The sequence below is a fragment of the Nitrosovibrio sp. Nv4 genome, from assembly GCF_900215485.1.
Taxonomy (GTDB): domain Bacteria; phylum Pseudomonadota; class Gammaproteobacteria; order Burkholderiales; family Nitrosomonadaceae; genus Nitrosospira.
In genome coordinates this window covers 632,370-645,437 of record NZ_OCMZ01000002.1, presented here as the reverse complement: position 1 = coordinate 645,437, position 13,068 = coordinate 632,370, and the positions used below count along the sequence as shown (strand labels likewise).

Below are 13,068 nucleotides of genomic sequence, written 5' to 3'. Positions count from 1 at the left end.
CTAAACTGGACTCACCCAACCATGTTTGTCAGTTATGTTGGCGATTGCTCAGTTGGGGTTTGAGCCTTGCTTTGCAGCATCCACAACATGACCCTGATGAGCGGCGAAATCACGCTTCGCCTGTTCCTGCGCCATTTGCCTATGTAATGCGGCTTCTTTTATGTTTTCCTCTGCATTTGCTTCATATTTACGAAGTAACGCCGCAGTATGCGATTTCAAATCCTGAGCCTGCCGGCCATAGAGATAGCCCTTTTCCTCATAATGCTCAAGCAAGTGCTTTTGCTCCTCGGCCTTCGCCTTCATTTCTCTTGCGGCATCTTCAAAATATTTGGTCAGAGCATCATGATCGCTGCGGGTTCTGGCGCTCTGCGCAGCCTTGCGCACATTTGTGTTATGGACAGCCTCATGCGGGCTCACCTGAGCGCACGCAGCCAGTAAACCGAGAGATAAAGCCGCAAAAAATTTCCTTGTTTTCATGCCGTACTTTCCTTTAAAATCGAAGAGGACTTATAGCAAAAAATACCGGAAAATATAAATAAAACAGTGGGGTAGGATGAAAAGAGGTAGAATTAAGGTAAAGCAGATGAAAATCGCAACATCACTCAATTATGGGAAAATTGTAAGGAATAAGCGGTAATTTGTCAACTATTTTATGTTTAAAGTGTCTTAACATGGGGTAACAAGCGACAAATGCTCTATAATCAGGGTGCTTGCGATTTCTAATGTAGCGGGAGGAATGGAGGCATATCAAATGCTTAATACAATAGGTGAACGCCAAAAGCAATTGCTCAAGTTGCTGCGCGGAACCAGGCCGGGGATGAGTGTGGATGAACTCTCGAAAGGGCTTGAAATTACGCGAAACGCGGTGCGACAGCACCTTTCATCTCTGGAGGGCGCCGGGCTGGTAACGGCTGGTGCTACCCGCCCATCGGGTGGAGGTCGCCCACAACAGCTTTATGTTCTTACGGAGCGTGGTCAGGAAAGTTTTCCGCGACAATACTCCTGGCTTGCACAGTTGGTGGTAGCGTCGGTTCAGCGTGAAGAAGGTGCCGAAAATATGGGCAAGCGCCTGGCTGAGATCGGCGCAGGCATAGCACACCAGATACGCGGCCAGTATCCGGGGCTGAATACACAGCAGGAAAAGATCGAGAAGCTTGCCGAAGTCATGGATCAGCTCGGTTACAATGCAAAAAATGCGACTTTACCCGGCGGCGAGGCCGTAATTGAAGCCGATAACTGTGTATTTCATCAGATGGCGGTTAAAGATATTGAAATCTGCCATTTGGACAGGGGTCTGATGGAAACATTTACCGATAGTAAGGTTGAGCATCATGAATGCATGGCCCGCGGAGGAGATCTCTGTCGATTCAGATTCTTGCCAAAAAAGGAGTAGCTTCTACTCCTTTTTTTTTGTCCCTATTTGTCCTGCTTCCTGATTTCCTCGCGTTTGACTGCGTTTAATCTCTCAGCCCTTTGGTTACGCCAATAACGCGGATTCTACCAGCACATCGACACCCGCTTCCCCCACAATTGCTTGCGCAGGGATTTTCTCGCCAGCACGCCATCTTGCCACCGCTTTATGCTTTGATTTTCCGCTGACCAGAAATAGGATCTGCCGCGAGCGGTTCAGTCGCGCAACGCTGAGTGACACCCGTTGTGGTGGACGCTTGGGCGAATTGAAAACCGCCAGTGTGTCAGGTGAGTCAGGCGCAGCTCCCCATTCGTTGCCGGGGAACAGGCTCGCCGTATGACCGTCCTCCCCAAGTCCCAGCAAAGTCAGATCGAATACACCCACTCCACGCAGCGTTTGCGCATATTCGTCAGCCGCTTTATCGGCGCGTATCTCGCCGGGTATTGCGTGTACCTGACTGGCAGGAATCGGCACGTGATCGAGCCAAGCTTCTCCAGCCATTCTAAAGTTCCACTCGGATTCAGTTGGGGGCATGCAGCGCTCGTCACCAAAATAGATGTGCCATGCAGACCAGTCAGTCGGCACGGACCGCAACCGCTCGTAAAGCCCTCGGGGGGACTCGCCCCCGCAAAGGACAAGGGTAAAACGTCCGTGTTCCTCTATCGCCCTGGCCGCGCTATCGAGAACGGCGTTTAGTGCCGCTTCCTGCAATGCTGGCAAATCGGCGAATTCATGCCATCGGCATCGTTCCGGGTGGGTGGGATTCATGGTTGCAGATTACCTGTTCTTGGTTTTTCTTTAAAAAACAATGGCGGGAAAAATCCCAATTTTACGCTAATTTTAACCCGTTTCAGCCCAGCTGTTAAAGCAATGAAACGCTAGTCCGGACGAATTGCCGTCCGGCCACTGCCGAGGAAGAATACCGCGAGGCCGGAAAATAAATAAAAGCCTTGCAATTCAAGTGCCCAACCGCCCGTGGCCGTTAACGTAAATAACTGGCTGCGATGCGCCAGCACAAGCGCGAAGACCATATTACCGAAAATCAGCAAACCGCCGAAGCGTGAAAAAACGCCAAAAATAATCATCAAGGGTGCAATGACTTCGCCAGCATAAACGCCATAAGCAAGACCCTGGGGTAGGCCAATGCTTGTGAGTTGTTTGCTGATAAAGTCGAGAGAGCCAGGATTGAGTATCTTATGTATGCCATGAAACAGTATCAGTATTCCCACTGTAACGCGAAGGATCAATTTGCCTAAATCATCATTGTGGAATAGGCGGTGCATGTGCTCTCCTGGAGTACGACGATCAGGGCAGTAGAATTATCGCCGAGGTTTTAGTCATGGATACGGCCTGTCGTTTCCATTTTCAGACCCGAATCCTGCGTGACTATATTCAGAATAGCACGGGTTGGAATCTAATTTCGGAAGGTGTATGCGTTTGGATGAGCGCGAGCGAGTCCGGCGTTTTGAAATGGGATAATCATCGATCAGGTTTCGACTAATTGGAATTGAACGAGCTGACCATTCTGCGCAGGTTGATTTGTATATTGATTTCAGTAATCAAACGCCGGGATGACGCCGCATAGGCAGCAGATAAGCTATAGCACTGCTACTTCCTGCGCTCTGTCTTCTTGAACCGTCGAGGTCGGACTATTATCTTGGCGAAACGCTATTTTGCCGAAATCCATTAAAAGCACTGAGCCTTCCCGCCGCTGACGCAGTCTGATTTTTTTCCTTGAGTTTCAAGGCAATTTGCCGGTGAGAGGCAGCTTCTGCTACGTCCTTCCTGGCGGCTTTCTCATACTTTCGCACTAACGCCTCGGTATGTGCTTGCAGATCCTGAGCTTTTTTACCGTAGAGATAGCTTTTTTCTTCATAGTGCTCAAGCAATAGCTTTAATTCCCCTGCCTTTGCCTGCATCTTGACGGCCTCGTCTTCGTAGTATCTGGCGACGACCTCATGCCTTTTCCTGGCTTCTTCTTCATAGTATTTTTCGATGGACTCGTGGTTACTACGGCTAGCAACATTGTCCACAGGTTTTTGGGTAGCCGAATTACCGGCAGCGACAGCTGGCGGGCTTAGTATCGCCAACAGGACGAGTATGGGCAGAGCAGCAAAAATATCTCCCATCTTCATCATGCCGCGCTGTAGCGTTCGATTTTCAGTTTCAGCCATATGGAGCATCGGAGCTTTCGGAGAGTTTTGGCTAGAGTATGTCCATGATTGGAAGATATCAGATGAGCAAGACTTCGTCAATATTAATATGTCTAAAGTGATGGGCTGCTCATCCCGGGGAAAAAAGGAGGATGGCAATCTCCCATGGCCCCGCTTGAGCATGGCAGCAAGCTTGATCAGGAAGAAATTTATTGACCGGCCTGGCTCAGGCTGAGCCGTGAGCAATAATGACAGAATCGGTGGAAAGATATGAAAAAATGGCAATGTATAGAGAACCTATACATTGCCTTTGCCGTTATTGCGGAGAAAGCAATATTTGGCTATTATTTCTGGATCGCTTCGGATTGTTGCATTTGAGGTGCTGCCTCAATGTCTGCAGCGGATGCAGACGTGATCATCGCGGCCAACAAACCGACGAGATAAAAAATAGCAACGAATTTTCCGGTTTTCATCATCATACCTCTATATCGTTTAGTTGATGGGACTTACGGAGCTACGCTTTTATTCCGATCTTCAATTGTGAAGAATTTGTGAGTACGGTGTGAAGGATATGTGAAAAACAGGGTCTTTGTCAACAGAATTATATTGACAATAATCATTGAAATGATCGTTGCCACCAACGATAGCATGGCGATTTATCTGATCACCTTGATGTCGCGCCAGCGCCGATCCTATTGCGGTTCGTTTTCTTCACAATTGGTGCCAGCAGGGCGCTAGAAAATTAAATTCGTCTTCGAGCAGGTTTCCGCTGGAAGAGAGAAATTACCTTGAGATGGAACGGGGAGGGCAGGTATATCAGTGAAAATTTACCGGCTGCCCGCATGTAAAGCGGAAATCGATACAGCAGGGCTTACATCGCGAACGGCTCGAGTGATCTGGGAAGGTGGACTGAAAACAGGGCGCTGAACGAACAGTTCAGTTCTCGCGGGTTAAAACACCTCAATCAGGGATAGGACCGACGATGGAGAGAATTGCTGCAGGTATCTAAACAATAAGGACAATATACGGACGTCTGTACATTTCCACAGATTTTATTCCTCGGAAACCGTATTTTTATGAGATGGCCCAACGGCACTCAGCCTGGCGGCGGAATAACTGTTCTCCTCCAGTTTCGAGGCTAACTGACGATGCAAGGCAGCTTCTTTAATATTGGCGGTTGCTTCTTTCTCATACTTGTGTATCAACGCATCCGTATGAGCTTGCAGATCCTGGGCCTGTCTGCCATAGAGATAACTTTTATCCTCATAATGCTCAAGCAACTGCCTTTGTTCCCGAATTTTTTCCTGCGTCTGGGTGGCTAAGTCTTCGTAGTATTTTGCCATAGCCTCGTGATCGCCTGGTGTGGCGGCGCTGTGAGCTAGCGCATGAATACCGAAATCCTCGGCGACCGCTGCGGATGGACTCAACGCAACAAATAAACCCAGCAGGGATAAAGTTGCAACAATATTTTTCGTATTCATCATCACACCTCTCTAGCATTCGTCGGTCGATGGAAATCGCGAAGTTCCCGCATAACTATTTCCAACGTCCTTAATGTGAAGAATATGTGAAGATTGACCCTTTGTCAACTTACTTATGTTTAAAGTATCTTTTTGCTGATATTTATCAACTTTGCGGACGAGCCCTCCAAAGTTAATGGCGCTTGATTGAGGCTTGTTTAATAAAGGTGTCGAGAACTCGGATGGACGCTCATTCGGCGTTCCCGGATCAGTAAAGTGACAAGCAATAATTCAGCTCATGGGAAAAGAGTTAAAGCGCAAGAATTTCCTGCGCACGCTTAGATCCTTGTTTTTTCGCTGAAAGGTGCGCTCCCGCTGCTGAGGCCCAGCATCCTGCATACGGGTATTTATCCCGCTTCTGCCAGCCATAGCCGGCCATGGCCGTAACTGTAGCTAGGCCGTGGGCTCTGCCCGACGATAAGAGATAGTGCCGGGCGAAACCCGACCAGGCTCTGCGAGGATTGGTGATGACCTTGGCGCCAGCCTGACGAGTGGCTGAAGATTACCCGAAGCGCATTATCCCTTCTTCATCTCGTGCCCGCCAAACTGGTTGCGCAGGGCCGACAGCATTTTATTCGAGAACGATTCGGAATCGCGTGATTGCAATCGTTGCAACAATGCCAGCGTAATGACCGGTGCGGCGACGTCGAGATCGATTGCCTCGGCGACGGTCCAGCGTCCCTCGCCGGAATCCGATACATATGGGGCAATGCCTTCCAAGTCAGGATTTTCCGCCAGCGCGGCCGCGGTCAAATCCAGCAGCCATGATTGCACAACGCTGCCGTCGCGCCAGATCTCAGCCACCTGGTGCAAATCCAGGTTGAATTCCTTTTTATGGCGCATGATCGCAAAGCCTTCGCCATATGCCTGCATCAAGCCATACTCGATGCCGTTATGGACCATTTTGGTGAAATGCCCGGCGCCGCTCGGGCCGACGTGACCCCAGCCTTTATCGGACGCTGGCGCCAGGGATTCGAAGATGGGACGCAATCGCGCAACCGCTTCGTCATCGCCCCCCACCATAATGCTGTACCCATTTTTGAGACCCCATACGCCGCCGCTGGTGCCCGAATCCACATAGTGAATCCCGCTCTCCTTCAGCATTCGCGAGCGGCGCTGGGTATCTTTGTAATTCGAGTTGCCGCCATCGATAATAACGTCATCGGAGGCCAGCAACGGTAACAAGATGTCAATCGTCTCGTCTACCGGGTCGCCCGCGGGAATCATCAGCCAGACGATGCGCGGCGTTTTCAGTTTACTGACGAGGTCTTCATGTGATCCCGCCGGCACAATACCTTGTTCCTCCAACTGCTTGAACGCTTCCCTCGTTCGAGCCAAACCGGTTACCCGATGCCCGTCGCGAGCCAGCCTTTGCGCCATGGGGCCGCCCATGCGGCCCATACCGATCATTCCAAGGTCCATTGTTTCTCCTTTAGGTATTCTTGATTGTTAAAGGACAGCCCGGAGTGTTCAGGCCGGGTGATTGCACGTAGCGAGAATATCGTGCCGTTTGTTTTTCAGTTCGGCAAGCAGCTTGTCATAGGATGCGGCAAAAGCCGCCGCACCGTCATTTTGAAGTTTTTCAGTGACGGCTTCGAGATCGATCCCCAGATTTTCCAACTGCGCAATATCTGTCTTCGCTTGCGCTATATTCTCCAGCAACGTTTCACGCACGCGTCCATGCTCGCGGAATGCCGCAAGGGTTTTGGGCGGAACGGTGTTAACAGTATCCGGACCGATCAACTCTTCTACATACAGCACATCGGAATATGCAGGGTTTTTGGTACCCGTGCTCCCCCACAGCGGGCGCTGCACCCGAGCGCCTTTAGCGCGTAAAGCGGCAAACGGTTCGCCATAAAATATATCTCGGAAGCGCTGATAAGCAAGCTTGGCATTGGCGATAGCGATCTTGCCGCGGAGAGCGAGCGCCTCCGGCGTGCCGATTTTCTCCAGCAGGGGATCGATCAGGACATCCACGCGACTGACAAAAAATGATGCGACCGAAACAGGCCAGACGTTCAATCCGCGCGGCGCCGCTGCGGATTGGCGGCTAAGCCCGGCCATATATGCATGTGCGACCGCCTCGTAGTGCCGTAGCGAGAACATTAGCGTGACGTTGACATTGACGCCGTCACTGATCAATTGCTCTATCGCCGGGATACCCTCGGATGTGGCAGGAATCTTGATCATCAGATTGGGGCGTTTCACAGCCTGCCAAAGCCGCCGTGCTTCCGCGATGCTGCCCGCCGTATCGTGAGCGAGATGTGGCGAGACTTCGAAGCTGACATAGCCGTCACCGCCATCCGCTTCATCATACACGGGCCGCAACACATCGGCGGCCATGCGAATATCTTCGACCGCCAAGGCCTCGAACAGCGCCTTGTCGCTTTGTTTGTCGTCCGCACGCAGCAATTGCCGCAGCGCGTCGTCATAGCTGTGACCTCGAGTCATGGCCTGTTCGAAAATAGTGGGATTACTGGTCAGGCCGCGCAGCTTGTCGTCAGTTACCAGACGCTGCAATTCTCCGCTATTGATGAGATCGCGGCTGATCGAATCCAGCCAAATGGATTGGCCGCATTGCAATAACTGTTCCAGTGGATTCATGTAATTTATCCTCCTCTAGCGATGGGCACTGTTGCAAATGACCGCGGTGAATATTTCTATGCAGTGGACAGCACCATACCACTGTTCAGGACTTTAACTACCCGCGGGGGAGTTGACGTGCCTTATTTCGCAATTGGCGGTGCGCTCGCGCGCATCTCCTGAAGTAAAGCATAATGATGGGACAATACAAGTCGCGGATCATTCAACGGATCAGCCGCTTCATCCATGCCAATGCAAAGGGCCATGGTACGCGGATAAGTATCCCCGGGCAAAACAGTCTTAAGACAAGGACATCAAGGGACATCAACTAACTGAAGGCCGCGGGCGCGGAGGCGTCAATCACCTATGGCAAAACAAGTCGCGATAGCGTAACGACAACGAGTGTGGAAGCGGCTAAAAATATTGACTAGAAATGATTCTTCCAATCGCGGATCGCCGCAAATACGCTGACACGGTCCGTTAATGGTTTGCCGGAATACCTGCTGGCATTCCGGATTATTTCCGGCTCGTCACAGCGGAGGAACGGATTGGTGGCCTTCTCCATTTCGATGGTGGAAGGAAGGGTGGGCGTATTCTGCTTGCGCAGTTTCTCAACGTCCCGTTCGCGTTCCATCAACGCCTGGTTGCCTGGCTCGACCATTCTGGCGAAGCGAATATTGTTGAGTGTATACTCATGGCCGCAATAGACTAGCGTTTTATCGGGTAAATCGCCCAGTTTTTCCAATGAATCGACCATTTGCCTGGCCGTACCCTCGAACAATCGGCCGCAGCCGCAGGCAAATAGCGTATCACCACAAAACAGCAGGTTTGCGCCATAATACGCGATATGTCCGGCAGTATGGCCGGGGATGTCAAGCACCCTCAGGCTGAGCGAGAATTCCGGAAGGTAGGCGCAGTCTTCGGCGCTCTCTTTGTCACTGCATTCTTTGAGGCGGTGCGTGAGCGTGGGAATGGATTCGTGCTCAGGGCCATAAACCGGCACTGAAAATTCCCGCAACAGCCCAGCATTTCCACCCACATGATCATTGTGATGATGGGTGTTGAGAATCGCAACGAGTTGCAGCTTTTCCTGCCTCAAGTAATCCAGCACCGGCGAGGCATCGCCCGGATCAATCACAGCGGCGTGAAAATGATCGCGGATGATCCAGATATAATTATCGGCAAATGCGCGAACCGGAACGATATGCGGCGTCATGGCAATTGGCGGCTTATGCTTATTCAGCGTAAAAAAAATCAGGTGCGAAGTCGATGCCGACGGTGATGTTCATCGGTCTAATAAATACTATCAACTCTTGATCTGATCGGCTTGGTTGATTTCGTGGAGCTTGGTTGAATTTCGACTGTCCTAGACATTATATATGCCAGTAAAAAGCAAAAGAAAATGGTTTGAAACCTGCCTGGGCCAGTATCTGCTGGAACGGGAGCAAAACTATTTTGACAAGACCGTGGCGGACGTCTTTGGTTACAATGCCATGCAAATTGGATTTCCGCAATATGATTTTCTGCGGGCCAATCGCATGCCGCTACAGTTCTGCGCGGGGACAGAAAAGGGCGCTTCCGTACTGGCGGCCCCGGATTTTCTGCCGATTGAAACCAACAGCATCGATCTGGTGCTGATGCCCCACATGCTCGAATTCAGCGCGAATCCACACCAGATTCTGCGTGAAGTCCAACGGGTCCTGATGCCTGAGGGCCATGTCATTGTTTCCGGCTTCAACCCGCGCAGCCTGTGGGGTGTGCGAGGGCTATTCGGGTCGCCGCACGACGATTTTCCCTGGCGCGGCAATTTCATTGCGCTACCCCGGCTCAAAGACTGGTTGACGTTACTGGATTTTGAAATTACCGAAGACCGGCTGTGCTGCTATGCGCCACCCTTCAGCCAGGAAAAATGGCTGAAGCGGTTTAGCTTCATGGAGACCGCAGGCAGCCGCTGGTGGCGATTTTCGGGCGGCGTGTATTTTCTGACAGCAGTCAAGCGCGTTCATGGCATGCGCGTCATCAAGCCCGAGTGGAAAGAAGTGCGTGCCAGGAGAAAAAGCATGGCGCCCGTAGCACAAAAAATCAAGGGCGCTGCCGAAACCAGTGAGCCGCGCAGGGCCGCCCGCAGCAGGACCGCCGGGCAGGGAAAGGAGTGAACGCGAAGCGACCCGGAGTAGTGGAGATATATACTGACGGAGCCTGCAAGGGTAATCCTGGTGTCGGCGGCTGGGGCGCGTTGTTGCAATACAATGGGCGAAGGCGCGAAATATTCGGCGGAGAAAAGCTGACAACCAATAACCGCATGGAGCTGCTTGCGGTAATTCGTGCCCTGGAAGCACTGACGAAGCCTTGCGAGGTGCGCCTGCACACGGACTCGTTATACGTGCAGAAGGGCATCAGCGAGTGGATACACGCCTGGAAAAAGCGCAATTGGCGTACTGCCGACAAAAAACCCGTGAAAAATGACGATCTATGGAAGGAGCTCGATCTGCTGGCACAGCGCCATCGAATCGAATGGCTGTGGGTACGTGGTCATTCGGGTCATGATGGCAACGAACAAGCGGATCGGCTTGCCAATTGCGGAGTGCAGTCCGTGCTGGAAAATTCTTCCGTGGAATTGATTCGAGTGGAATCGGTTCGCACGAATTCAACATTGGCGGGTGACAAGAAACATCAGGGAATCGACGAATAAATCAAGAAATACAATAGAAAGCCTTTGCACGCGGAATGGAAATAGAAAGGAACGGGAACCAGAAACATGCGCCAGATTTTTATCGACACTGAAACCACCGGCCTGGAACCCAGGCTCGGCCATCGAATCATCGAAATCGCGGCGGTCGAAATGCTGAGTCGCAGGTTGACTGGCCGCCGTTTTCACTGTTATCTCAATCCCGGGCGCGAGATCGAGGACGGCGCATTGCAGGTGCATGGATTAACCACCGAATTTCTTCAGGACAAACAGAAATTCCATGATGTTGTGCACGAGTTGCTCGAATTCATCGAGGGAGCGGAACTCATCATGCACAACGCGGCGTTTGATGTGGCATTCCTCGACCATGAACTGGGACTGGCTGAGTTGCCACCACTGAATGATTGCTGCCATTCGGTTACCGATACCTTGAAAATAGCGAAGGATTTGCATCCCGGCAAAAGAAATAATCTCGACGCCCTTTGTGAGCGTTATCAGGTCGACAACTCCCGGCGCGCATTACATGGCGCGCTGCTTGATGCGGAGTTGCTGGCGGAAGTTTATCTAGCCATGACGCGCGGACAAGACAGTTTGCTGATGGATCTGGAGCCTCCCTCCGCGCTCGAATTTGCCATCAGCTTGCGTGACTTGCATTTGGTAGTGTTGCCCGCCACTGACGAAGAACTTGAAGCCCACGCGAAGCAGCTGGAAAGCATCGAACGCGAAAGCAAGGGCAAGTGTTTGTGGAGGCGGCTGGAAAATCCGTGTAAACCTGCTCCTTTAAGTCCATTGTCTACTAAAAGTCCTGTTGATATATGAGTGAGATGGTTTCGGCAAAATCTCCGCTTGAGTGGACTGTAGCAGGTGCCCTCGATGAAGTAGCGAGTCTCGACAAATGCATGCCGGACCGTTCCATTGCATTTTTGCTAGGTTCGGGGGCCTCTGTTTCTTCTAGTATTTCTAGCGGAAAAATAATGGCGGAGAACTGGCTAAATGAGTTACATATACGCGAATGTCACGACGGTTCCGATCGTGATACATGGATAGCCTCCGATGCGCTTGGAATTGGCGGTCTTGCATGGGACTGCGCGGCTGAGTTCTATCCCCTAATATTTGAACGTCGTTTTCGTGGCGATCCTGAAGCTGGATTTGCTGCGCTTGAAGCGGCTATGGATGGCAAAGAACCAAGCCTCGGTTATTCATTGCTGGCGGAAATCATGCAACAGACCAGGCACAAGGTCGTTGTCACAACTAATTTCGACAATCTGGTAGCAGATGCTTTAGCCATTCATGCTCACAAACCGCCGCTGATCGTCGGCCACGAATCGCTCACAGGTTATGTTCGGGCAGCGTTGCGCAGACCGCTGGTTGCCAAGATACATCGCGATCTGTTTCTTCACCCCAAAAATGACACGGCGGGCGTGGGTACACTTGAGAAAGGCTGGACAGATGCGCTCACCCGGCTGTTTAAGCATTATATGCCGTTGGTAATTGGTTACGGCGGTAACGATGGGAGCCTGATGGGGTTTTTGAGCAGTTTGAACCCCGGGGATATTGCCGGCCGGATAATCTGGTGCTATCAAACCGACTCTCGTCCGTCAGCGGCGGTGCAGAAATTACTGGCAAAGCATTACGGAGTAATGGTTGCGATACCGGGTTTCGACGAATTCATGTTGCGGTTAGCGGCGAAACTTATTCCCAATTTTGACATGGCAAAAATTTCCCGCCGTATTGAGGAACGAGGCAAGCAAAGGGCCGAAAGCTATCGTGAACAGGCAGAAAATCTTCAAAAAACTAGCACAGCAACCAATATCCCCAATGTTGACCAGCAGGCAACCCGTGAGGTATTGGCAGATGCCTTCAAAGATACGAATAACTGGTGGTCATGGGTGATGCGGGCTCGTGCCGAAGCTGATCTAAAGAGACGCAAGGATATCTATCTTGAAGGGTTTAAAGTGTTGCCCTCAAGTATTGAACTAATGAATAATTACGCCATCTTCCTTGCCAATGATTACAAGGACTTTGACGGTGCAGAGCAAACGTACAAGCGAGCGTTGGAAGCCAATCCGAAGGACGTACGTATATTAGGCAACTACGCTCGCCTTTTGGCAGACGAGCGCGAGGATTTGGACGGAGCCGAGGGAATGTTCAAGCAAGCGTTGGAAGCCGATCCGAAGTACGACCATGTTTTGACTACTTATGCTCATTTCCTGGCAAACAAACGCAATGATATGGCTGCCGCTGACGAAATGTACCAGCGTGCCCTAGACGCCAATCCAAGGAACGCGTTTGCTTTGGGTTTCTATGCAAACTTTTTGGCAGACAAGCGCGAGGATTGGGATTCTGCCGAGGTAATGTATAAGCGCGCGCTGGAAGCTGATCCGAAAGACGCTTATGTTTTGAATAGTTATGCAAATTTTTTGGCAGATAAGCGCACAAAGTGGGACGCTGCCGAGCTGACGTATAAGCATGCCCTGAAAGTTTATCCAAAAGATAGGCTTATTTTGGATAGCTATGCAAATTTTTTGGAAAACAAGGGCAAAGATGGGATGCAGCAGAGTTGATGTAAAGGGGCGCACTGGGTCGATGGCACCTATGATAGACGTAACCTCTATATTGTATTGTAAGAAGCATGGCTCAAATTATGCGTTAGGACTGAACTCAAAGCGTACTACTTAGCTTTCGATACTTTATGCAATGGCACCAGTGCCG

The 13,068-nt window shown here is 51.0% G+C and carries 13 protein-coding genes and 1 pseudogene; 5 read left to right on the top strand and 9 right to left on the bottom strand.

What is annotated here, in order from left to right; genetic code table 11:
• Positions 1 to 48: 48 nt before the first annotated feature.
• Entirely contained in the window at positions 49 to 477 is a 429-nt protein-coding gene (locus CRO05_RS11205; RefSeq protein ID WP_097067259.1) for a hypothetical protein, read from the bottom strand.
• A 274-nt stretch (positions 478 to 751) separates the two neighbouring features.
• Here CRO05_RS11205 and CRO05_RS11200 point away from each other — a divergent pair, with 274 nt between their 5' ends.
• The gene (locus CRO05_RS11200; protein WP_097067943.1) at positions 752 to 1,393 is read left to right on the top strand and encodes a metalloregulator ArsR/SmtB family transcription factor; all 642 of its coding nucleotides are present in this window, start codon (positions 752 to 754) and stop codon (positions 1,391 to 1,393) included.
• Between the two features lie 84 nt (positions 1,394 to 1,477).
• On the opposite strand, the gene pgl is transcribed toward CRO05_RS11200, so the two are convergent.
• From pgl to gloB, 8 genes are all read right to left on the bottom strand, one after another.
• Positions 1,478 to 2,179, bottom strand: coding sequence for a 6-phosphogluconolactonase (pgl, locus tag CRO05_RS11195; RefSeq protein ID WP_097067258.1), 702 nt, complete (start codon positions 2,177 to 2,179; stop codon positions 1,478 to 1,480).
• Between the two features lie 110 nt (positions 2,180 to 2,289).
• Positions 2,290 to 2,694 (bottom strand): DoxX family protein, encoded by a 405-nt coding sequence (locus tag CRO05_RS11190; RefSeq protein ID WP_097067257.1) that lies wholly within the window; start codon positions 2,692 to 2,694, stop codon positions 2,290 to 2,292.
• A gap of 369 nt (positions 2,695 to 3,063) precedes the next feature.
• On the bottom strand, positions 3,064 to 3,585 hold the full coding sequence (locus tag CRO05_RS11185) for a hypothetical protein (RefSeq protein WP_235001404.1): 522 nt from the start codon (positions 3,583 to 3,585) through the stop codon (positions 3,064 to 3,066).
• A 323-nt stretch (positions 3,586 to 3,908) separates the two neighbouring features.
• Positions 3,909 to 4,043: a hypothetical protein gene (locus tag CRO05_RS16040; RefSeq protein WP_255405890.1), complete on the bottom strand. Its 135-nt coding sequence runs from the start codon at positions 4,041 to 4,043 to the stop codon at positions 3,909 to 3,911.
• 573 nt (positions 4,044 to 4,616) lie between these two features.
• Complete coding sequence (locus tag CRO05_RS11175; RefSeq protein WP_339389652.1) at positions 4,617 to 5,048, bottom strand: hypothetical protein; 432 nt, start codon at positions 5,046 to 5,048, stop codon at positions 4,617 to 4,619.
• A 552-nt stretch (positions 5,049 to 5,600) separates the two neighbouring features.
• Complete coding sequence (gnd, locus tag CRO05_RS11170; RefSeq protein WP_097067255.1) at positions 5,601 to 6,506, bottom strand: phosphogluconate dehydrogenase (NAD(+)-dependent, decarboxylating); 906 nt, start codon at positions 6,504 to 6,506, stop codon at positions 5,601 to 5,603.
• Positions 6,507 to 6,554: 48 nt separating this feature from the next.
• On the bottom strand, positions 6,555 to 7,688 hold the full coding sequence (gene tal / locus CRO05_RS11165; protein ID WP_097067254.1) for a transaldolase: 1,134 nt from the start codon (positions 7,686 to 7,688) through the stop codon (positions 6,555 to 6,557).
• Between the two features lie 406 nt (positions 7,689 to 8,094).
• On the bottom strand, positions 8,095 to 8,883 hold the full coding sequence (gloB, locus tag CRO05_RS11160) for a hydroxyacylglutathione hydrolase (RefSeq protein WP_097067253.1): 789 nt from the start codon (positions 8,881 to 8,883) through the stop codon (positions 8,095 to 8,097).
• A gap of 163 nt (positions 8,884 to 9,046) precedes the next feature.
• Here gloB and CRO05_RS11155 point away from each other — a divergent pair, with 163 nt between their 5' ends.
• From CRO05_RS11155 to CRO05_RS11140, 4 genes and pseudogenes are all read left to right on the top strand, one after another.
• Positions 9,047 to 9,823, top strand: coding sequence for a class I SAM-dependent methyltransferase (locus tag CRO05_RS11155; RefSeq protein ID WP_097067252.1), 777 nt, complete (start codon positions 9,047 to 9,049; stop codon positions 9,821 to 9,823).
• Between the two features lie 20 nt (positions 9,824 to 9,843).
• A pseudogene (gene rnhA / locus CRO05_RS11150) lies at positions 9,844 to 10,269 on the top strand (ribonuclease HI); the annotation flags it as partial.
• 156 nt (positions 10,270 to 10,425) lie between these two features.
• On the top strand, positions 10,426 to 11,175 hold the full coding sequence (gene dnaQ / locus CRO05_RS11145) for a DNA polymerase III subunit epsilon (RefSeq protein WP_097067251.1): 750 nt from the start codon (positions 10,426 to 10,428) through the stop codon (positions 11,173 to 11,175).
• Entirely contained in the window at positions 11,172 to 12,920 is a 1,749-nt protein-coding gene (locus CRO05_RS11140) for a tetratricopeptide repeat protein (RefSeq protein ID WP_107758433.1), read from the top strand. The genes dnaQ and CRO05_RS11140 overlap by 4 nt, the downstream gene beginning before the upstream one ends.
• Positions 12,921 to 13,068: the final 148 nt, after the last annotated feature.